Origin of the sequence: Rhodopila sp., assembly GCF_035548095.1 — a bacterium.
GTDB lineage: Bacteria > Pseudomonadota > Alphaproteobacteria > Acetobacterales > Acetobacteraceae > Rhodopila.
Genome location: NZ_DASZUV010000016.1, coordinates 12749 through 33838, shown reverse-complemented (window position 1 = coordinate 33838; position 21090 = coordinate 12749). Strand labels below are relative to the sequence as shown.

Annotated in this window: 22 protein-coding genes and 1 tRNA gene; 13 read left to right on the top strand and 10 right to left on the bottom strand. The window is 65.7% G+C overall.

The genetic code is table 11. The features are described 5' to 3' along the window. Positions 1-49: 49 nt before the first annotated feature. Together VHC04_RS13005 and VHC04_RS13000 are read right to left on the bottom strand one after the other, a co-directional pair. Positions 50-250 carry a hypothetical protein gene (locus tag VHC04_RS13005; protein ID WP_325681834.1) on the bottom strand — a complete coding sequence of 67 codons (201 nt, stop codon included), beginning with the start codon at positions 248-250 and terminating at the stop codon, positions 50-52. A 282-nt stretch (positions 251-532) separates the two neighbouring features. Further along, entirely contained in the window at positions 533-1609 is a 1077-nt protein-coding gene (locus VHC04_RS13000) for a tartrate dehydrogenase (protein WP_325681832.1), read from the bottom strand. 183 nt (positions 1610-1792) lie between these two features. Between VHC04_RS13000 and VHC04_RS12995 the strand changes: the two genes are divergently transcribed. Beyond that, positions 1793-2074, top strand: a complete 282-nt coding sequence (locus VHC04_RS12995) for a hypothetical protein (RefSeq protein ID WP_325681830.1) — start codon at positions 1793-1795, stop codon at positions 2072-2074. Between the two features lie 33 nt (positions 2075-2107). Here VHC04_RS12995 and VHC04_RS12990 read toward each other — a convergent pair whose 3' ends face one another. Beyond that, positions 2108-3592 (bottom strand): oligosaccharide flippase family protein, encoded by a 1485-nt coding sequence (locus tag VHC04_RS12990; RefSeq protein ID WP_325681828.1) that lies wholly within the window; start codon positions 3590-3592, stop codon positions 2108-2110. A 79-nt stretch (positions 3593-3671) separates the two neighbouring features. On the opposite strand from VHC04_RS12990, the gene VHC04_RS12985 reads away from it, so the two are divergent. Continuing rightward, on the top strand, positions 3672-4358 hold the full coding sequence (locus VHC04_RS12985) for a glutathione S-transferase family protein (RefSeq protein WP_325681826.1): 687 nt from the start codon (positions 3672-3674) through the stop codon (positions 4356-4358). A 7-nt stretch (positions 4359-4365) separates the two neighbouring features. Here the strand turns inward: VHC04_RS12985 and VHC04_RS12980 are convergent, their stop codons facing one another. Both VHC04_RS12980 and VHC04_RS12975 read right to left on the bottom strand, forming a co-directional pair. Next, on the bottom strand, positions 4366-4782 hold the full coding sequence (locus tag VHC04_RS12980) for a secondary thiamine-phosphate synthase enzyme YjbQ (RefSeq protein ID WP_325681824.1): 417 nt from the start codon (positions 4780-4782) through the stop codon (positions 4366-4368). A 96-nt stretch (positions 4783-4878) separates the two neighbouring features. Further along, on the bottom strand, positions 4879-5808 hold the full coding sequence (locus VHC04_RS12975; RefSeq protein ID WP_325681822.1) for a 3-hydroxyacyl-CoA dehydrogenase: 930 nt from the start codon (positions 5806-5808) through the stop codon (positions 4879-4881). A gap of 87 nt (positions 5809-5895) precedes the next feature. Between VHC04_RS12975 and VHC04_RS12970 the strand changes: the two genes are divergently transcribed. Beyond that, on the top strand, positions 5896-6891 hold the full coding sequence (locus tag VHC04_RS12970; protein ID WP_325681820.1) for a D-2-hydroxyacid dehydrogenase family protein: 996 nt from the start codon (positions 5896-5898) through the stop codon (positions 6889-6891). A gap of 217 nt (positions 6892-7108) precedes the next feature. Here the strand turns inward: VHC04_RS12970 and VHC04_RS12965 are convergent, their stop codons facing one another. Beyond that, positions 7109-7564, bottom strand: a complete 456-nt coding sequence (locus tag VHC04_RS12965) for an SRPBCC family protein (RefSeq protein ID WP_325681818.1) — start codon at positions 7562-7564, stop codon at positions 7109-7111. Next, positions 7561-7881: an ArsR/SmtB family transcription factor gene (locus tag VHC04_RS12960; protein ID WP_325681816.1), complete on the bottom strand. Its 321-nt coding sequence runs from the start codon at positions 7879-7881 to the stop codon at positions 7561-7563. The genes VHC04_RS12965 and VHC04_RS12960 overlap by 4 nt, the downstream gene beginning before the upstream one ends. Before the next feature lie 139 nt (positions 7882-8020). On the opposite strand from VHC04_RS12960, the gene VHC04_RS12955 reads away from it, so the two are divergent. Next, positions 8021-9217 carry a CaiB/BaiF CoA transferase family protein gene (locus VHC04_RS12955; RefSeq protein ID WP_325681814.1) on the top strand — a complete coding sequence of 399 codons (1197 nt, stop codon included), beginning with the start codon at positions 8021-8023 and terminating at the stop codon, positions 9215-9217. A 35-nt stretch (positions 9218-9252) separates the two neighbouring features. Here the strand turns inward: VHC04_RS12955 and VHC04_RS12950 are convergent, their stop codons facing one another. Then, positions 9253-10515 (bottom strand): cyclopropane-fatty-acyl-phospholipid synthase family protein, encoded by a 1263-nt coding sequence (locus VHC04_RS12950; protein WP_325681812.1) that lies wholly within the window; start codon positions 10513-10515, stop codon positions 9253-9255. Positions 10516-10716: 201 nt separating this feature from the next. Between VHC04_RS12950 and VHC04_RS12945 the strand changes: the two genes are divergently transcribed. The 9 genes from VHC04_RS12945 (at position 10717) to VHC04_RS12905 (ending at position 19120) form a co-directional block, all read left to right on the top strand. Continuing rightward, positions 10717-11853 carry an ABC transporter permease gene (locus VHC04_RS12945; RefSeq protein ID WP_325682009.1) on the top strand — a complete coding sequence of 379 codons (1137 nt, stop codon included), beginning with the start codon at positions 10717-10719 and terminating at the stop codon, positions 11851-11853. A gap of 112 nt (positions 11854-11965) precedes the next feature. Continuing rightward, positions 11966-12721 carry an ABC transporter ATP-binding protein gene (locus VHC04_RS12940; RefSeq protein ID WP_325681810.1) on the top strand — a complete coding sequence of 252 codons (756 nt, stop codon included), beginning with the start codon at positions 11966-11968 and terminating at the stop codon, positions 12719-12721. Further along, complete coding sequence (locus tag VHC04_RS12935) at positions 12718-13716, top strand: MlaD family protein (RefSeq protein WP_325681808.1); 999 nt, start codon at positions 12718-12720, stop codon at positions 13714-13716. Before VHC04_RS12940 ends, VHC04_RS12935 begins: the two co-directional genes overlap by 4 nt. After that, positions 13713-14348 carry a PqiC family protein gene (locus tag VHC04_RS12930; protein WP_325681806.1) on the top strand — a complete coding sequence of 212 codons (636 nt, stop codon included), beginning with the start codon at positions 13713-13715 and terminating at the stop codon, positions 14346-14348. The genes VHC04_RS12935 and VHC04_RS12930 overlap by 4 nt, the downstream gene beginning before the upstream one ends. A 236-nt stretch (positions 14349-14584) precedes the next feature. Further along, positions 14585-17329 carry a DNA gyrase subunit A gene (gene gyrA / locus VHC04_RS12925; protein WP_325682007.1) on the top strand — a complete coding sequence of 915 codons (2745 nt, stop codon included), beginning with the start codon at positions 14585-14587 and terminating at the stop codon, positions 17327-17329. Continuing rightward, entirely contained in the window at positions 17322-17843 is a 522-nt protein-coding gene (gene coaD / locus VHC04_RS12920) for a pantetheine-phosphate adenylyltransferase (protein ID WP_325681804.1), read from the top strand. The genes gyrA and coaD overlap by 8 nt, the downstream gene beginning before the upstream one ends. Before the next feature lie 41 nt (positions 17844-17884). Further along, complete coding sequence (locus VHC04_RS12915; protein WP_325681802.1) at positions 17885-18463, top strand: peptidylprolyl isomerase; 579 nt, start codon at positions 17885-17887, stop codon at positions 18461-18463. Between the two features lie 25 nt (positions 18464-18488). Beyond that, positions 18489-18980 (top strand): peptidylprolyl isomerase, encoded by a 492-nt coding sequence (locus VHC04_RS12910; RefSeq protein WP_325681800.1) that lies wholly within the window; start codon positions 18489-18491, stop codon positions 18978-18980. Positions 18981-19044: 64 nt separating this feature from the next. Next, positions 19045-19120: transfer RNA gene (locus VHC04_RS12905), tRNA-Lys, on the top strand. Between the two features lie 162 nt (positions 19121-19282). Here VHC04_RS12905 and VHC04_RS12900 read toward each other — a convergent pair. Next, the gene (locus VHC04_RS12900) at positions 19283-19603 is read right to left on the bottom strand and encodes a hypothetical protein (protein WP_325681798.1); all 321 of its coding nucleotides are present in this window, start codon (positions 19601-19603) and stop codon (positions 19283-19285) included. A gap of 58 nt (positions 19604-19661) precedes the next feature. Continuing rightward, entirely contained in the window at positions 19662-21080 is a 1419-nt protein-coding gene (locus VHC04_RS12895; RefSeq protein ID WP_408903812.1) for a sensor histidine kinase, read from the bottom strand. Positions 21081-21090 lie beyond the last annotated feature (10 nt).

Below are 21090 nucleotides of genomic sequence, written 5' to 3'. Positions count from 1 at the left end.
AGACTCCGGCGGCCAGGGTAGCGAAGGACTGGTTGCCGCCGGCACCGCGTCAGAACGCACCGGTTCCGGACAGGATGTACCAGATCTCCTCCACCGTCCGGTGCCGCACCGCGCGCGACACCTGGCCCGCCGGCAGGCGGAAATGCGCCATCGAGCCGCCGGCGCGGGCCAGCAGCACCCGCACCTCCGCTCCGTCGGGTGCGAGCACGTCACAGTCGGGCGGCAAAACCTTCGTGGCACCGATGTCCATGACGGTTCCTTTGAAACGTCCCTCTGGTCGCGAGCCGGGATAGAGCATGACAGGCTCAGGTTGACCCTGTCATGCTCTATCAACGCTTTGACTCAAGAGCATGATTGACGCCCTCCAGCCGCCGGCTTCAGGCGATCGCGCTCTGGCATGCTTGTGCACCGACCGGATGAGATCAAGTCCGGCCTGGACGACGAACCCCTCAGATCGGTGTCGTGGCTGGGTCAGCCGGCGCCATCACCTCGGTGGCACGGCCGGCGTCCACGGTCCAGGGCGATCCGCCGCCTACCGGTTCATCCCGCGCACCGCCTCCACCACCGCCGCGGTCACGTCCCTGGTCGTCGCCTTGCCGCCCAGGTCGGGTGTCAGGACGCCGGCGGCGCAAACCTGCTCCACGGCGCGCATCAACAACTCGGCGGCGGGCTTCTCGCCCAGATGCTCCAGCATCATCGCGCCGGTCCAGAATGTCGCGACCGGGTTGGCAATGCCCTTGCCGGTGATGTCGAAGGCGGAGCCATGGATCGGTTCGAACATGGACGGCCCCCGCCGCTCCGGATCCACGTTGCCGGTCGGGGCGATGCCCAGGGAACCGGCGAGCGCGGCCGCCAGGTCAGACAGGATATCGGCGTGCAGGTTCGTCGCGACGATCGTGTCCAGCGACTGCGGCTTGCGGACCATGCGCATGGTCATCGCGTCCACCAGTTCCTTGTCCCAGGTCACGTCGGGGAAGTCGCGGCTGACCAGCGCGGCGATCTCATCCCAGAACACCATGCCATGCCGTTGCGCATTGGACTTGGTCACCACCGTCAGGAGCTTGCGGGGACGAGCCTGCGCCGTCGCAAAGGCGTAGCGCATGATGCGTTCCACCCCGCGACGGGTGAAAATGGCGGTCTCGGTGGCGACTTCCTCGGGCAGCCCACGATGGGTGCGTCCACCCTGACCGGCATACTCGCCCTCGGAGTTTTCACGAATGATCACCCAGTCCAGGTCGCCGGGCCCGACATCGCGCAGCGGTGAGGTGACACCCGGCAGGATGCGCGTGGGCCGGACATTGGCGTATTGGTCCAGGCCCTGGCAGATCGGCAGGCGCAGGCCCCATAGCGTGACGTGGTCGGGGATGTCCGGATCGCCCACCGCGCCGAAATAGATCGCGTCGGCGGTGCGGAGCCAGGCGAGCGCGTCGGCCGGCATGAACGCGCCATGCTTGCGATACCGGTCCGATCCCCAGTCGTAATGGTCGACCGCCAGCGCGAAGCCGCCATCGCGAGAGGCGACAGCGTCCAGCACCTCCAGCCCCGCGGCAATGACCTTGGGTCCGATCCCGTCGGCGGGAATCGAGGCGATGCGATAGAGCCGGCTCATGGAACGTCTCCTTGTCCTGCGGCTTTGTTAGCGCGGCGGCCGGCGAAGACCAAGCGCCCGGCACCCGTGAGAAACCGGCCGGTACGGCTGCCATCTGATGAGGTCGCGGAGCGTACTGGTCCCTGTTGATCTGCTCCCCCGGATTCGGAAAGGCAGCCATGTGTCGGGCAGGATCATGTTGCAATGCAGCATGACTGTGCCCACCGTATGGACATCCGTCATGCTGCCACCGCTGACGGATTCCAGAAAAAGGATTGTCAGGTGCATCTTTCCTTTCCTCACATGATCCGCGACCTGTTCAATGTGACCTCGCATGAAGACGAACATCTGCTCGCCGGGGCGGACGAAGCGTCGGTGCAGGCGCTGGGTGTCAGCCAGCCTGTGCTGTCGCGCTTCCAGTCCGACGTTGCGGTGCTGTGTCCCGGTCTCGTGCAGGAGGCGCAGCTGGGAATGAGCGGCAAGTAATCGCCGCCGGGGTGGCCGGATGGTGCGGGCTGGCTACAGAGAGGCCGCCTTGCGCCGAAGCACCGTCAGCAGATCGCGCTCCGGCCCGGACGGGGAGCCGGCGGCCCACCAGCACAGCAGCAGCATGCCACTATACACGACAGCGCCGAGAATAGTGGCGGCGATCAGGGGCAGGGTGCCGGTGGCGTTGGTCCAGCCCAGGCCGGTCCAGATCAGCACGGCGGCCATTGCCGCGGTCGCGCAGGCGGGTCGCCACACCTGTGCCAGCAACCGCGTGACGCGAATGCGGAAGTGCCGCATCGTGCTGCCGACCCGCAACGTCTGGTCCACAAGGATGCCAATGGCCGCGGCCAGTGCCGCGCCGGTCAGGCCCAGCGGCGGGATCAGCGCGAACAACAGCGCGACGCGCACCGCCGCGCCCAGCAAGGTCATGCCCACCAGCCGTCCCAGCAGGGCATGTACGCTCAGCAGGTGCTCGCTCATGTGGCCGAAGACCAGGATGGTGAAGCTCAGCGACAGGATGCGCAGCACCGGTACCGCCTCGTCCCAGCCGGGTCCGAAGGCCAGCGCCACCAGCGGCGCGGCCACCAGCGAAAGGCCGACGCCGGCCGGCAGGGTCAGCAGGGCGGCGGAGCCGATCAGCCGCAGCCACGTCTCGGCCAGGTCCACTGCATGCGTCCGAGCGGCGGCGAAGCCGGAGAAGGCGGCCCGTCCCAGCGGCTCGATCAGGTCGGTCATCGGCAGAGCGGCGATTTCGGCACCCACCGCATAGAAGCCGACCGCAGTGGTGTTCATCATGCGCCCCAGCATCAGGCTGTCGGCTCGGTCCCGCACCAGCACCGCGAGGCTGAGCACCCAGGTCCAGACCGAATAGCCGGCCAGGCCCTGCCATGCCGTCAGGGACAGGCGGGGGCGGAACGGGTGCATCACGTAGCTCATGACCACGCGCAGGGAACGGTTGGCGGCGATGCCGCACAGCATCGCGACATAGGAATGAGTGAGGAAAGCCGCGCTGATGGCAGCAATGATGCCGGCCAGCTTGGGCAGCACCATGATCGCGAATTCCTTGTGAAAGGTGAGGTCGCGGCGGAAATCGACGGTGCCGATGTTCGACAGCCCGTCCAGCAGCGGCAGTGCGGCGATGAACAGCAGCACGGGTCCGAGCCGGGGGTCGTCGTAGAAATGGGCCGCCGGCCATGCCAGCGCGGCGACCAGGGCGGTGACCGACAGGCCGCGCAGCAGGTTCATGGTGAAGGCGGTGTCATAGAAGTCACGGCCAGGGGCGCGTTCGCGGATGACGGCTTCCTCGGTCCCCAGGGTCAGCATGCCGTCGATCGTCTGCATGAAGCTGGTGGCCAGGGCGATGATGCCGAAATCCGCCGGCGCGATCAGGCGCACCAGGATCAGCGTGGAAACCAGGCCGAGCGCCCGCATGCCCCAGCGCCAGGCCATGACCCAGCCGGCTCCGCGCGCCGTGCGGTGCAGCAGGGTATCGGTGGTGGCGGGTGTCTCTGGCACGGTCCGGTCGTTACCATGCCGGCGCGCGCTCGGCCCAGCGAAACTGGACGAAGCTCAAGCATCACAGCATGCTGCGGGTATGAGCATCGTGATGTATGACCTGGCGGGCGCGGACCCTGAGCTGCGGTTCAGCCCCTATTGCTGGCGGATCCGGTTTGCCCTGGCGCACAAGGGGCTGCCGGTGGAGACGGTTCCGTGGCGCTTCACCGAGACCGACAAGCTGGCTTTCTCCGGTCAGGGCAAGGTGCCGGTGATCCGGGACGGGGATCGCGTGGTTTCCGACAGCTGGGCGATCGCCGAATATCTCGAGGACCGATATGACGGACCAGCCCTGTTCGGCGGCGCGCTGGGAAAGGCGCATGCGCGCTTCGTCAACGCCTGGGCCGATAGTGTTCTGACGGGCGGGATCGGCCGGCTGATCGTGCGGGACATACTGGACATCATCGATCCGGCGCATCGGGACTATTTCCGAACCAGCCGGGAACAGCGTTTCGGTCGCAGGCTGGAAGACGTGCAGGTGGGGCGGGAGGAAGGCGTCGCGGAATTCCGCAACTCCCTGCAGGCTGTGCGGCTGGTGCTGCGCAGCCAGCCCTGGCTGGGCGGGACGGCGCCGAGTTATGCGGATTTTATCGTGGCGGGGACGTTGATGTGGCCGCGCTGCGCCAGCCGGTTCGCCGTGCTGGCCGACGACGATCCGATCGAGGCCTGGTTCCAGCGGGTGCGCGGGCTGTTCGGTGGCTTGGGCGAGGGCGCGCGGCGCGCCTGACCTGTATTCAGACGCCAATCAGGTGGAGGGTGAGGCCGCGCGTGTGCGGAGCATCCCGGTGTTCGAACAGATAGACCGCCTGCCAGGTACCCAGCGCGGGCTCGCCGTCGCGGATCGGGATGGACACCGAGGGCTGGGTCAGCGCCGCCTTGATATGGGCCGGCATGTCATCCGGCCCTTCCTCCTGATGGCGGTAACGCGTGCTCTCGGGGACCGTTCGGCGGAAGAAATCCAGCAAGTCGGCACGGACATCCGGGTCCGCATTCTCCTGCACCGTCAGCGAAGCCGAGGTATGGCGGCACCAGACCGTCAGCAATCCGGTCCGGATGCCCTGTTGCGCGATCCAGGCACGGATCAGGCCGGTGACATCGTACAGATCTTGCCCCTGCGTGCACACCTGGATGTCGTGGATCGCCTGCCGCATCCGCGTGATCTGGCGGTGGAACCGGCGGCGTGCAAGGCCCGGCGACAGGGCGAAGCGAGTCTCTGTCGCCGGCTCCCTTGGGGCGATCCCCGTCCGTCACTCCGGTTGCGTGGCCTTGTGCGCCAACAGCGCCATCAGCCGGCGGTCACGCCATTCCTGACGCACCGATTGCATATTGGCCGGCAACTGTGCCCGCTGCGCGTCGTGCAGCCGGCCGACCAGCGCCTCATCCCAGTCCAGCGGCGTCATCTGCTTTTGCATCGTGGCGTAGAGCGGGCCATAGCGGTTGCAGTAGTCGGCCAGGCCGCCCGGCGCGTTCAGGTCGATGGTCTCCAGCGGTCCCATGAAACTCCAGCGCAGGCCAAGGCCGTGCTTGACCAGCGCATCCAGGTCGGCGGGGGAGATCACGTCGTCGGCGATCAGCCGGAATGCCTCGGCCAGCAAAGCACCCTGCAGCCGGTTCAGGGCAAACCCGTCGATCTCCTTCTTCACGGTGGCCGGCACCTGGCCTGCCCGCGTCATGACCTCCCGCGTCGTCTCCACTGCCTTGGCCGATGTCCAGGGCGCCGGACAGATCTCCACCACCGGGATCAGGTAGGGTGGATTGACCGGATGCGCGATCAGGCAGCGGGCGCAGCCCTTCAGCCCTTCGGTGAAGGCGCTGGCCGGAATGCCGGACGATGAAGATGCGATGATCGCCTCCGGCCGTGCCGCGCGGTCCAGTTCGGAGAAGATGCTCTGCTTGATCGGCACCCGCTCCGGCCCGTTCTCCTGGACGTAATCGGCGGAACGGACGGCTTCCCATAGCGATGCCATCGGGGTGACGCGATCCAGCACCGTCTGGGGATCGTCCTGTAACAGGCCGGCCGCGTACAGTTCCGGCAGCCGGTCGGCGATATAGGCCTTGGCCTGCGTCGTCTGCTGCGGGAACCGGTCCCAAAGCGCGACACTGAACCCGGCGCGCGCGAAAACGATGGACCAGGCGCGGCCGATCAGCCCGGCCCCGATGACGGCGACATTGGTCATGGCGACTCCTTCCTGCCTGTCCCGCCGCTTGCGCGACGCGGGGTTTGGTTGTCAGTGTCCGCGCCAGAGATGCAGGAGGAGACGACGATGAGCAACAGGTCGCGGGTGGCGGTGCTGGACGACTGGCAGGGTGTCGCGCGCGGTGCGGCCGACTGGTCCAGGCTGGAGGCGCGTGCCGATGTCGTGTTCTTCGCCGATGCCTTCGCCGACGAGGACGACGCGGTCGCCAGGCTGGCGGATTTCGACATCGTGCTGTCGATGCGGGAACGGACCAAGCTGCCGGCGTCGCTGATCAACCGCCTGCCGAAGCTGCGGATGCTGGGCATGACCGGGGCGCGCAACCTGTCCCTGGACACCGCGGCCTGCACCGCGCGAGGCATTCCTGTCTGCAACACGCAGGGCGGCGGCTACAGCGATTCGGCGACGGCAGAACTGGCGCTGGGCCTGCTGATCGCGGCGGCGCGCGGGCTTGCGGTGGGGGATGAGCGAATCCGCGCGGGGGGCTTCCAGATGGGTGTGCCGGTCGGGATCGGACTGGCCGGCAAGACGATGGGCATCGTCGGCCTGGGTCGGCTGGGCAGCTACATGGCCACCTATTGCAAGGCGCTGCGGATGAACGTGATCGCCTGGAGCCAGAACCTGACCCCGGAAAAAGCCGAGGCGGCGGGCGCGCGCTACGTCCCGAAGGATGAGCTGATGACGACCGCGGATGCGATCAGCATCCACATGGTCCTCTCCGACCGCAGCCGCGGCCTGATCGGCGCCGGCGACATCGCTCGGATGAAGCCGGGCGCGATCCTGATCAACACGTCGCGAGGGCCGATCATCGATGAAACGGCGCTGCTGAACGCGGTGCACGCCGGCAAGATCATCGCCGCGCTGGATGTGTATGATCATGAGCCGCTGCCGCCCGACCACCCGCTGCGCAGTGCGCCGAACACCGTGCTGACGCCACATCTGGGTTATTGCATCAAGGAAACCTGGGATACGTTCTACCCGCAGATGGTGGAAAACGCGCTGGCATTTCTGGACGGCAAGCCGGTGCGTGTGACCAATCCGGCCGTTCTGCAGACGGAGCGGTAGCCATGGCGGGTGATGGCCTGCCGGCGGAAGGCCATCACCCCGGGTGGCTTGACGCTGCCTGGACAGAGCCACCCCTCATGGTTGGCGTGGGCCAACCGGTTACGCCGTGCGATCGGAGTTTCGGTCCGGGACGGCGCCGTTTCGGCAAAAGCTTGAATGGCATTCCATGGCCAGCATCACGGGGCGGGACATGGGGGCGGTGCCGATGCCGCGGACTTTACAACTTCGTATCCAGCGCCACCCGCCCTGCTTCCAGAAGCGATTTCAGGTTGGACAGGATCTTCGGCCAACCATCGCCGACCGCACCGATCAGACCCGATCGCGGGCGGTCCATTGTATGGACGATTGCCAGTTTCACGGCGTCTCCCACCGGCTCGATCTCGATCTCGCAGCGGGCCGGCCCTTCCGCCTCCAGTTCCGGGCGCAGGCGATGCTGCCACCGCAGGACGAGCCGGCGGGGCGGGTCCGATTCCAGCACCTCGCCCGAGTCCGCCACGCGGCCGTCCGTGAAAAGCAGCCGCCAGGGCGATCCGGCTTTCCAATCGGACTCGATATGCATTCCGAACCAGTATTGCCGCATGAAGTCGGCTTCGGTCAGGGCTGACCACAGACGTTCAGGCGTGGTGCGAATATAGGTGACGTAGACGAATTCGGAGCTTCCAGCAGCAGTCATGACTCCTCTCCTTCCAGTCTTCGTTTCAAATTGGACAAGGCATCCAGTCGCGGTTGATCGAACCGGCTGATCCATCGTTCCGCGATCCGGTTTATGGGCACCGGGTTGAGGTAGTGCAGCTTTTCCCGCCCCCTGCGGCGCGTGGCGACCAGATTGGCATCCTCCAGGATACCAAGGTGCTTCGCGACCGCCTGCCGGCTCATGGCCAGTCCCTGGCACAGGTCCGCCAGGGACTGGCCGTTCCTCTCTCGCAACCAGTCCAGCAGCATCCGGCGGCTTGGGTCCGCCAGCGCCTTGAAGACGGCGTCGTCATCCATGGCCATCTATATGCAACTAAAAGGTTGCATGTCAAGCGCCGACGTTGATGCGGCGGGGCGACACGCGGCGGGCGCCTCTAGCCTACCGGCCGGACCAGCCCCTATCATCCGATCCGAAGGAATGAAGACGGGGGGACCCATGGACTACCACTCGGCATTCGCCGGCATGAAAGTCATCGATCTCAGCGGCGGCGTGGCGGGTCCGTCCTGCGCGATGATGCTGGGTCAGCACGGCGCCGACGTGATCAAGGTGGAGACGCCCCACAATGGCGGCGACTGGTCCCGCATCCTGGGCCGCACCTATCAGGATCACTCGGCATTTTCGCTGTACGGCACGCTGGGCAAGCGCAGTGTCGCACTCGATCTGAAGACGCCGGAGGGGAAGGAGATCCTGTGGCGCCTTGTGAAGGGCGCCGATGTGTTCATCGAGGGATTCCGGCCTGGCACCATCCAGCGCTACGGCTTCGGCTATGACGCGGTCAGCGCCAAGGAACCGGGGATCATCTACTATTCGATCTCCGGCTTCGGACAGACCGGGCCGATGGCCGCACGCCCGGCAATGGATCCGGTATTGCAGGCGATGACCGGCATCGTGAACGAGAATCGCGGCGAGTACGACAACCACCCGCACCGCATCGCCATCTCGTTGATCGACATGTTCACCGGCCTGCTGGGGTTCCAGGCGATCGCCACGTCGCTGTATGTGCGGCGGGAGCAGAAGGTGAAGCAGGGCCGGTATCTGGAGGCCAGCCTGATGCAGGGCGGCGCGATGCTGTCCGTCATCCGCCTGATGGCGCATCACCTGGAGCGGGGGCAGACCCAGCGCACCAGCATGCCAAACGCCGTCTACAACACGGCGGATGGGCAGTTGAACATCACCATGGTGCGACCGCAGGACTGGAAGCCGTTCTGCGAGGCGATCGACCAGGTGCAATTGCTCGACGATCCCCGCTTTGCCACGCATGCCGCCCGCGCCCAGAACCTGGACGAGCTTTATGAGGTGTTGCGGCCGGTCATCGCCTCGAAAACCACCGCCTGGCTGTCGGAGCGGCTGTCGGCGAACGGCATCATGAATGGCAAGGTCAACACCTACGAGGAATTCCTGAAGGAAGCCCAGGTTGCCGCCACCGGCATCATCTCCTGGCTTGAACAGCCCGGCGTGCCGGAAAAGGTGCCGATGCCGAACATTCCGGGCTTGCCGCCGTTCGAAAGCGGCACGCGCCGCGCCCATGCGCCGCGTCTGGGGGAACATACGCGGGATGTCCTGGCGGAGCATGGCTACTCCGCCGCCGAGATCGACAGCCTGTTCGCAAAGAAAGCGGTCGGGGGTCCGTAGCGGCGTTGGGGAGACGGGCCGGTCGCCGGCCGTCCCTATTCCGCTGCTTCCAGCTGCTGGGTGGCAGGCTTCGACAACGGCACCTTGCGCTCATCGTCGATCATGTAGTCGCGGTTACGCAACATCGGCGCCTCCGGCGGCATCAGCTGGATCTGGAAGTTCATCTCTCCCCAATAGCGGAAAGCCAGCTCGCAGCCGACGAAGTAGAATTCGAACATCCGGCAGAAGCGTTCATCATACAGGCTCTTGATGATGTCTCGCTTGGCGTCGAACCGCCGGCGCCACTCGCGCAGCGTGTGCGCATAGTGCAGACGCAGGATCTCGATATCGGTGGCAATCAAGCCGGACTTTTCTATCGCCGGGACCACCTCGCTCAAGGCTGGGGAGTAGCCGCCGGGAAAAATGTATTTTTCCAGCCACTTGTTCGACGATGACGGCACGCCGCTGTTGCCGATCGAGTGCAGCAGTGCCACGCCATCCGGCTCCAGCCGTGCCCGCACCGTATCAAAGAACGCCTTATAGTGCGGGACGCCAACATGCTCGAACATCCCGATCGAGACGATCCGGTCGAATGTTCCGGTCACCTTGCGATAATCCAGCAGCTCGAAATTCACCTTGTCGCTCAGCCCACGTGCCGCCGCTCGGCCGCGCGCTTCCTCCAGCTGCTCCCTGGACAAGGTGACGCCGGTCACGCGCGCACCGTGCTGGCTGGCGAGATACATCGCCATCGCGCCCCAGCCCGATCCGATATCCAGCACCCGCAGGCCGGGCCGGTCCATCCGCAGTTTGGCGGTGATATGGCGCAGCTTCTTCGCCTGCGCCTCCTCCAGCGTCTCGTCGCCGTCCGGAAAATAGGCGCATGAGTAATTGCGATCGGGATCCAGAAACAGCCCATACAGCGCGCCATTCAAATCGTAGTGATGGGCAACGTTGCGGTGCGACCGCCGCGGCGTATTGTTCTGCACCAGCCGGCGCGACACCTGCTTCAGCTTCTCCCGCAGCCGCATGATCGGCGGGCTCTTGTGGGCGACATTCGCCAGAAGAATTTCCATCACGTCGTAGATGGTGCACTCCAGCGGCTCCAGCGTGCCATCCATGTAGGCCTCACCAACCGCCAGCTCCGGATTCAGCAGCAGGCGGCGGACCGTACGTGAGTCACGGATGGCGAACCGGGCTTCTTTCCAGGAGCCGGGTCCATAGGACTTCGTGTCGCCATCGGGCCACGTCACGACCATGCGGCCCCTTGTGAGGAAACCGCGCAGGACGCTTTCCAGCAATGTCTGCGTCAGAGACGGCATATCGTGCTCACCCCGCGAAGGATGTGTGATTTTTAACTTTTGGGTCTGGTGCCGCCGCAGTCAAGCAACCACGCCCCGCCCGGACATGCCTGGTCTGGATCAGCGGACGAGCGTGGCCGTGCGGACTCACTTTCGGTGGCCAAGAACCGGCGCGGGGTGTAGAGGGAAGCCCCTTTCTCGACAGATCGCTGGATTCGAACGATCGACGCGACCGCTCTCGTTGCGCCTGCTTGGCGGCTTGAAACCGAAGCAGGCAAGCCCAGCCTCAGCCTGAGCGGTGACTGGATCGCGCAGGCCGAGACTATCCCTGTTTTCCCCGCGGACGGGCTGAAGCAGCTTGGCGCGGGGTCAGCCTTGCGGTTCGACGCGGAACATGTCGGCCGGTGGGATTCCGGCCTCATCGCGTTTCTGCGCGATGTCAAGGTCGCGGCCACGTCGTCCGGCGTGGCATTGGACGAGCAGAGCCTGCCGGAATCGGCCCGTACGCTGCTGGGGTTGCTGGCGGACCAGCCGCCCGAACCGGTGGCGCCCCGGCGCCCCGGCTTCAACCCCCTGGCCACGCTGGGCGCGACGGTGCTGCGGTCTTTGTCGGAACTCGGCATCGTCATCCTGCTGCTGGGGTCGACGGCGCATGGCGGCGCTCGGGCGCTGGGTGGCCGAGCGCGGATGCGGACCGTCGATCTGCTGGGGAACATCCGGGCGGCGGGGCCGTCGGCGCTGGCGATCGTCAGCGTGGTGAATTTCCTGGTGGGTGCCATCCTGGCTTTCGTCGGCGCCGTCCAATTGCGGAAATTCGCGGCCGACATCTACGTGGCCGATCTGGTCGGCCTCGCGATGGTGCGGGAAATGGCTGCCGTGATGACCGCGATCATCATGGCCGGCCGCACAGGGGGCGCCTATGCCGCCCGCATAGCGACGATGCAGGGCAATGAGGAGATCGACGCCCTGACGGTGATTGGCATCCCCGTCTCTGACTATCTGGTTCTGCCGGCCATTCTCGCCCTGGCGTTCACCATGCCGCTACTCTATCTATATGGGTGCCTGGTCGGGATTTTCGGTGGCTTCATCGTCTCGATCTCCATGTTGACGATCACCGGCGCCGGCTTCCTGAACCAGACGATTGGGGCGGTCGGATTCGACCAGTTCGTCTTCGGTTTCGTAAAAAGCATCGCCTTCGCCATCCTGATCGGCGTGACCAGCTGCCGCATCGGCCTGAAGGCTGGCCGCAGCGCTGCCGATGTCGGCTCCGCCGCCACCAGCGCGGTGGTAACCGGTATCGTCGGCGTCATCGCCCTGGATGCCGCCTTCGCGGTGTTCGCGACCATGATCGACCTGTGAGGCCCGTCGCTTGAGCGCCCCCGGACAACATACCCTCGGACAACAGAGCGCCGGACAACAGAGCCCCGGACAACATGCCCCCGGACAGCATGGGGATGAGCCGCTATTCGCCGTGCGGGACGTGACCCTGGCCTTCGGCTCGAAGATCATCCAGCAGAACCTGTCCTTCGATGTGCAGCGCGGCAGCATCTTTGCCGTCATGGGCGGCAGCGGCTGCGGCAAGAGCACGGTGCTGAAATCCATGGTCGGGCTGGTCCGCCCGCGGGTCGGGTCGATCCATATCGATGGGGAGGACTACTGGGCCGCGGACGATGCCAGGCGCACCGAGATCGGCCGCCGCTTCGGCGTCCTGTTCCAGAACGGGGCGCTGTGGAGCTCGATGACCGTGGGGGAGAACGTGGCTCTGCCCATGCAGATGTTCACCAAGATGCCGCCCGACGCGATCCGGCGCATGGTGCGGGTGAAGCTGGGTCTGGTCGGGATGGAGGAAGCGATTGACCAGTATCCGTCGGAACTCAGTGGCGGCATGCGCAAGCGGGCGGGCCTGGCGCGGGCGCTGGCACTCGACCCTGACGTGCTGTTCTTCGATGAGCCGTCGGCTGGTCTGGACCCGATCATGTCCAGCCGGTTGGACGATCTGATCCTCAACCTGCGCAACGGTCTGGGCGCGACGATCATCATCGTCAGCCATGAACTTCCCAGCCTGTTTGCGATCGCCGATGACGGCGTATTCCTGGACGCGCAGACGAAGACGGCGATTGCCCATGGCTCGCCGGCGGAGATGCGTGACCACTGCAGCGATCCACAAGTGGAGGCATTCATGCGGCGAGAGCGACCCGGGGACGAAGGGGAACCGAGAGCGGCATGACACTGGATCGAAACACGACGGTCGGCGCGTTCGTCCTGGGCGGTGTCGCGCTGGCGGTCGCGGCGGCCGTGATGTTCGGCAATTTCAGCCTGTTCAGCCGGTCGGTGGCGGCGGTGGTCGTGTTCCAGGACTCCATCGCCGGGCTGTCGGTCGGCGCGCCGGTGACGTTCCGCGGGGTGCCGATCGGATCCGTGACGGGGATCTCCATCAAGTATCAGCCATCCACCAATACCGCTTACATCCCGGTGCGGGTCCGGCTGGAGGTGGCCCGTACGATCATCGCCAATGTCGGCTCCCCGGACGCCGCCTTCGATGTCGAGGACCTGGTGAAGCGCGGCCTGCGGGCGCAGTTGCAGACACAAAGCTTCGTCACCGGCCAGGCGCAGATCGATCTGGATTTCGATCCGCGGTCGCCGGAGGACATGCATCCGGGCATTGCCAATCTGCCGGAAATTCCGACGCGCGCCTCAGCCTTCCAGAAAGCACGGGAGCAGCTGCAGGACCTGCCGCTGCGCGAACTTGCCGGCAACGCCAACAACGCGCTGAAAGCCCTGACGGAGCTGGCTGACGGTCTGGAAAAGACGCTGCCGGCGGTGCTGGAGAGTCTGAAGGTGACCTCCGACCGGTCGGGGGACACGATGCAGGCGGCCACGGGCGCGATCAAGACGTTGCAGGCGCGGCTGGAGCCGGTGCTGGCCAACCTGGACAGTACGCTGACCAAGGTCAACACGCTTGCCGTTACCGGCAACCAGCAGTTGAACCAGCGCGGAGCCGATTTGCACACGCTGCTGAGCAACGCCAACCAGGCCGTTACCCAGGCGCGTGACGTACTGAACGAAGCCAAGGATTTCGGGTCGAGTCGCGCGGCGACACGCCAGAATGTCGATTCACTGCTGCGCGACCTCGCCGCGGCGGCCGCGTCGTTGCGCGGCTTCACCGCCGATATCGAGCAGAACCCGCAATTGCTGCTGACCGGGCGGGGGACAAGCAAATGAGCCACCAGGGCCTGACACGCCAGGCGTCCATCCGATCCCGGTCGCACGTGGATGTATGGAGAGGCGTGGTCGGGGCGGCCGTGCTGGGGGTGACCGTGCTGGGGCTGGCCGCCTGCGCCGGGCCGCCGCTCACGACCTATACGATCACCCTGCCGCCGAACGTTACGCCGGAGGTGCCGAGCAGCCGCCAGGCGCCGATCGTCGCGGTACCGCGGGTACTGCTGCCAGCGGAAGTCGACAACACCGACCTGATCGTGCGTGACGGCAGCGTGCTGCGGCGAAGCATCACGGGCCGCTGGGGCAGCCGGTTGGCGATCGGCATCACCTATCGGCTGGTGGAACGCCTGGCGGCACGCTACCCGCAGGCTCTGGTCCTGAGCCAGGAGCCAACCGACGCGACGGCGATGACGCTGCGGGTCAGCATCTCGCGCCTGACCGTCGGTTCCGACGGGACGGGCGTACTGGATGCGGACTGGGCCGTTGTCCCGCGTGATGACCGGTCGCCGGAGCGCCGACAACGGACGCGGATCGTTCTTGACGGGCCGGTCGGCACCGACCAGGACGTCGTGGCATTGACCGGCGCCCTGGTCGACAGACTGGCGGCCGAAATCAATCTTGGGACAATTCGATAGTGGAGACCGCCTGAACCGGCCGGATCGGCCCGTGCCCCTCGCCTTTACGACGGAATCGGCCTATCTACCGTGCATCCATTTGCGCCTGCCGGCCCGTTACGGGCCATGAGGGCGTGTACAGACGTATCGTGCGACGGCGCGTACAAACGTATCGCGACGGCGCACGGCAACGCATCGAGTGAGAGTTGAGCGACACAGACGATCCCCAGGCACAGCCGACCGGTCCGCAGGGTGACATGCAGCCGGTGACGCTCGAGCAAGAGATGCGCCGCTCCTACCTCGACTACGCGATGAGCGTGATCGTGGCCCGCGCATTGCCGGATGCCCGGGACGGGCTGAAGCCGGTGCATCGCCGCATTCTGTTCGGCATGCACGAGGCCGGCTACACGCCGGATAAGCCATATCGCAAGTCGGCGCGTGTCGTCGGCGACGTCATGGGTAAGTACCACCCGCATGGCGACGCGGCGATCTACGATGCCATGGTGCGCATGGCGCAGCCGTTTTCGCTGCGTGTGCCGCTGATCGACGGGCAGGGCAATTTCGGATCGGTCGACGGCGATAATCCGGCGGCCATGCGCTACACCGAGGTCCGGCTGGCCAAGGCGTCCGCGCTGCTGCTGGAGGATATCGACAAGGATACGGTCGATTTCCAGCCGAACTACGACGAATCGGAGCATGAGCCGCGGGTCCTGCCGGCCAAATTCCCCAATCTGCTGATCAACGGCGCCAATGGCATCGCCGTCGGCATGGCGACCAACATCCCGCCGCACAATCCGGGCGAGATCATTGACGCGACGCTGGCGCTGATCCGCGATCCGGAAACGCCGCTGGATGAGTTGCTGAAGATCATCCCGGGCCCGGACTTTCCCACTGGCGGTATCATCGTTGGCCGCTCCGGCATCCGCGGAGCGTTCGAGACCGGCCGCGATTCGATCACGATCCGGGCGCGGACCGAATTCGAAGAACTGCGCAAGGACCGCACCGCCATCGTGGTTACGGAGATCCCGTACCAGGTGAACAAGAAGGTGCTGATCGAAAAGATTGCCGAGCTGGTGCGGAGCAAGGTGATCGAGGGCATCGGCGAGATGCGGGACGAAAGCGATCGCTCCGGCATGCGCATCGTCATGGAGCTGAAGCGCGACGCCACGCCGGAGGTGGTGCTGAACCAGCTGTTCCGTTTCACCCAGCTGCAGGTCAGCTTCGGCGTCAACGTGCTGGCGCTGGATAACGGTCAGCCGCGGCAGATGGGGCTGCGGGACTCGTTGCTCGCCTTCATCCGCTTCCGGGAGGATGTGATCCTCCGCCGCGCCCGCTTCGAACTCGGCAAGGCACGCGACCGGGCTCACAACCTGGTAGGCCTGGCGATTGCCGTAGCGAATATCGACGAGGTCATCCGGCTGATCCGGGCAAGCCCCGACGCGGCCGCCGCGCGCGCGGCGCTGATGGACCGCGACTGGCCGGCCGCCGATATCGGCGCGCTGCTGGCGCTGATCGATGAGCCCGGCAACGTCATTTCCCCCGCCGGCACGGTCCGGCTGACCGAGGAACAGACGCGCGGCATCCTGGAACTGCGGCTGCAACGCCTGACCGGGCTGGAGCGGGAGAAGATTCAGGCCGACATGCAGGAGGTCGCTGAGAAGATCCGCGAATTGCTGGAGATCCTAAGCTCCCGCACCCGCCGCATGGAGGTGATGACCGAGGAGCTGACCGAGGCGCGCAAGGAAATCGCCTGTCCGCGCATGACGGACATCGCCGACGCGCCGGCTGATCAGGATGATGAAAGCCTGATCGAGCCGGGGCAGATGGTGGTCACCATTACCCGCGATGGCTTCATCAAGCGGACGTCGCTGGAAACCTATCGCGCGCAGAACCGCGGCGGGCGCGGCCGGTCCGGCGCCTCCACGCGCGGCGACGACATCGTCACGCGCAGCTTCAACGCCCATACCCACCAATGGGTGCTGTTCTTTTCCTCCGGCGGCAAGGCGTTCCGGGAGAAGGTGTGGAAACTCCCCGAGGCCGGACCGACCGCGAAGGGCAGGGCGCTGGTCAACCTGCTGCCGGAACTGGGCGGCGACGAGATTACCACCGTGCTGCCGCTGCCGCAGGATGAAAGCCTGTGGGACAGCCTGCATCTGGTATTCGCCACAGCGTCCGGCAACATCCGCCGCAACCGGCTGTCGGATTTCCGCAATGTCCGAGCCTCCGGCCTGATCGCGATGAAGCTGGACGAAGGCGACCACCTGATCGGCGTTGCCACCTGCCGGGAAGGCGACGACGCGCTGCTGGCCACCCGTAACGGGCGCTGCATCCGCTTCCAGCTGACCGACGACCAGGTGCGGGTGTTCGCCGGCCGCGACAGTTCCGGCGTGCGGGGTATCAGGCTGCTGAACAAGGACGAGGTCATCAGCCTGTCCGTGCTGCAGCATGTCGATGCCACGATCGCGGAACGCGAAGCCTATGTTCGCGCCGCCAATGCCCGCCGGCGGGCGGTCGGTGCGGCGGAGGAAGAGGCGGAGACTGCTTCCGCGGCCTCGGATGAGGAGGAAACCGCGGCTGCCGTGACGTTGACGCCGGAGCGGGAAGCCGAGATGGCGGAGCGGGAGGAGATGCTGCTGACCGTCACCGATCTGGGCTTCGGCAAGAAGACCTCGGCTTATGAATACCGGGTGAGCGGGCGCGGCGGCCAGGGCATTGCCAACGTCACGCTGGGTGCGCGCACCGGCAAGGCGGTGGTCGCGACTTTCCCGGTGCGGCCGGGCGACGACATCATGATGGTGACGGATGCCGGGCGGTTGATCCGCGTGCCGGGTGACCAGGTGCGCGTGACCGGCCGGCAGGCGATGGGTGTGACCCTGCTGCGGGTCGACGCGGGCGAGCGTGTGACAAGCGTCTTCCCTGTGTTGGAAGAGGATTCAGACGATAACGGCAGCGCCGCGGAAGACGATGCGCCAGGCCCCCCCGAGGATGGAAGCGATGGTTGAGAAGATAGTGCCCCACAAGCAGCGGATCGGGTTGTATCCGGGCACGTTCGATCCGGTCACGAACGGGCACCTCGATGTCATCGGCAGGGCCGCCAGGCTGCTGGACAAGCTGGTGGTCGGCGTGGCGATCAATACCGGCAAGGGGCCGCTATTCTCTCTCGAGGAACGGGTGGATCTCGTGAAGATGGAGATTGCGCCGATCGCCAGCCGCAACGGCATGATCATCGAGGTTCTGCCGTTCGAATCGCTGCTGGTCGATTTCGCTCGGAAAGTCGGCGCCAGCATGATCGTGCGCGGACTGCGCGCCGTCTCCGACTATGACTACGAGGTCCAGATGGCGGGCATGAACTATCGCATGGCGCCGGATATCGAGACCGTGTTCCTGATGGCCAGCGAGACGCATCAGTTCATCGCCTCCCGCCTCGTGAAGGAAGTGGCGAAGCTGGGCGGCGATATCGCGTCATTCGTTCCGCCGACCACGCTGCAGCGCGTGCTGCAGCGGATCAGGGGCTGAACCGCACACATCCCCATCCGTTTGTTTCCCCAGGAGGGCGCATGAACCGCCGCAGCCTATTGTTGTCCAGCCTTGCCGGTGCCGCCGGATTGGCCGCGTCCGTGATGCCCGCGTTGGCGCAAGGCAAGCCGGAGATCAAGGATCGCGAAAACACGCTGATCATGACGCTGAAGAACGGCGACGTGTATATCGAGCTGTTCCCGGACGTGGCGCCGAAGACGGTGGCGCAGATCAAGACGCTGACGCGGCAGGGTTTCTACGATGGAACACCGTTCCACCGTGTGATCGAGGGCTTCATGGCCCAGGGCGGCGACCCGACAGGCACCGGCACCGGCGGCAGCAAGCTACCGAACGTGCCGGCCGAGTTCAGCCAGATGCATTTCGTGCGCGGCGTGCTTGGCATGGCGCGCACCAATGATCCGAACAGCGGCAACAGCCAGTTCTTCATCATGTTCGCGCCGGCGCCGTCTCTTGACGGCAAGTATACGATCTTTGGCCGGGTGATCGGCGGCATGCAGTATGTCGACCAGATCAAGCGTGGCGATGCGTCCGACAACGGTGCCGTGAAGGGGCAGCCCGACCGCATCCTGAAGATGCGGGTCGCGGCGGATGTGAAGTAGGCTGGGTCAGGACAGGAGATTTTCCATGAGCGACGCGAACCTCGATCCCGAGAACACACTGTATCTGGACCTGAAGGGCGGCCGGGTGGTGGTGCAGCTACGGCCCGATCTTGCGCCCCAGCACGTCGACCAGATCAAGACATTGGTGCGCCGCGGTTTTTACGACGGCACGGTATTCCATCGTGTGATCGAGGGCTTCATGGCCCAGGGCGGCGACCCGACCGGCACCGGCACGGGCGGCAGCGATCTGGACGATCTTCGGGCCGAATTCACCAACGCGAAGTTCGTGCGGGGCACTTGCGGCATGGCGCGCAGCCAGAACCCGCATAGCGCCAACAGCCAGTTCTTCATCATGTTCGAACCGGCGCCGCACCTGAACGGCCAATACACGGTCTGGGGCCAGGTCGTATCCGGCATGGAGCATGTGGACGCGATCAAGCGTGGCGCCGGCGGCAACGGGATGGTTTCCGATCCCGACAAGCTGGTGAAGGCGCAGATCGCCGCCGACGCTGGTTAATTTATGACGCCCCCGCGGGTGGTGCTTGACCCGCGGGGATTCTTGGCGTTGATGGCGCCCTTCGGAGCCCGTAGCTCAGCCGGTAGAGCACGAGACTTTTAATCTTGGGGTCGTGGGTTCGATTCCCACCGGGCTCACCAAGAAATCTTTGAAAAATATACCAGAGTTACGTTGACCAGAGTGACGGTGATCGGCTGCGAACCGGACTGCGGACAATGAACGATTTTCCAATTCATTTTCCATTTCACCGCCAGCCCGAGGCCCCCGGACCACTCGCCAGGCACCTTCCTTTTTGATCGCCGTTACTGCTGGACCCCGATCCGCTCCGGATGCGTCACCAGCAGCCAGGCGCGCCGCAGCCGCTGGATGCCGCCACGCACCTGACCCTCATCGCATAGCCGATCGCCTTCACCGGCCAGCACCGCCACTTCCGGCGGTGGAGCGATCGCCGCGCTTTTGACCCGCGCGCTCACCTCATCGGACAAATGGTGGCAATAGGTCAGCGTGTCGGTCGTCACGTCCACCGCATCGGACGGGGCGCCGGCCTCCACACCCGCGCCCGCCAGGAAGCAGAGGCTGGCAAGCACGGTGGTCAGTCCAGTAAAGCGGGCCGCACGCAGCATAGCCCGCCTCTTTCCATAGCTTGGGTCACACCGTCCTGTTGCGGAGGTGACAAAGCGGTTAGGGAACAATCGGCCTCCCGTCCTCGGCGGGGGACTGAGGCTGATTGGGCGAACTTCCGGACGGATGCGGCAGGATCAGGCTGGCACGCAGTCCCGGCTGATTGTCCTCCAACAGCAGGCGTCCACCGTGCAGCTGCGCGACGGCCAGCACCAGGGACAGGCCCAGCCCGGCCCCCGGGGTGTGCCGTGCCGTCTCGCCACGAAAAAAGCGGTCCGTTGCCTTGTGACGGTCGACTTCCGGAATGCCCGCCCCCTCATCGGCCACGGTGACGGTTACCGGGTCGCCGTCGACGGCGGTCAGATGCACCGTGCTGCCCGGTGGCGAGAACTTCACGGCATTGTCGACCAGGTTCGCGATCGCCTGCTGGATCAGCGCCCGATCACCAAAGACCGGTACGCTGCCGGATGCATCGACCTGGATGGCCACGGCGCGATCCTCGGCCACGGCGTCGTACAGGTCGGCCACTTCAGCCAGCACAGGCACGACATCCATGTTGGTGAAGGCCGAGCGGCGAGAACCGGCCTCGATCTGAGCGATGCGTAGCAACGCCTGAAAGACCTGGACGATCCCATCCAGATCCGCGATCGCCCGTTCGATCGCGGCGCGGAGGTCGTCGGTCGTCTCAGCATGCAGGGCCGCGTCCTCCAGCCGGGTGCGGGCGCGCGTGATCGGGGTCCGCAGGTCATGGGCGATGGCGTTGGAGACCTGGCGCACGCCGTCCATCAGCCGGCCGATACGATCCAGCATATCGTTCAGCACCTCGGCGAGCTGGTCAAACTCGTCACCCCGGCCGCTGATGCGCACGCGCCGGGCAAAATCGCCGGCGGCGATGGCGCTGGCGGTAGCCGAGATGTCGGCCAGGGTGCGGCGCATCAGGCTGCGGATGATCAGCGCACCCACGGTTGCCAGCACCATGACGACCAGCATCGCCCACATCAACGCGTCGGTCAGCAGGTCACGCAGCTGGGAGCGCAGCTTCACGTCGCGGCCGACCAGCAGATGGAAGCCGTTCGGCAGATCGTAACGCTGGACATAGGCCATCGACAGCAAGCCGGCGCGGCGCAGCATCAACTCATAGGCGGTGTTGGGTTCGGTGATGCCGGATGGCCACGTGGTCAGGTTGCCGGCTATCCGGTGCATGGAGCGGTCGACCAGCAGATAGACGGCATCGTCATCGACATTCTGGGCCAACCGATCCTCGATCGTCGTAGCCAGCAAGGGCAGCCCGCCTTCTGTCCAACGGGCCGCGAGGTCGGAGGCATCCGCATAGATTGTCGCCTGGGTCTCCCGATCCAACAGGCCGGCCGTGGTCCACCACACGAACACCGCCAGGGCGATCGCGCTGGCACCGAGAAGGGCGGCATAGATCGCGCCGAAGCGAAAGCCGGCGGAGCGAAACAGGCGACGGCTCAACATCCGCCCCGGG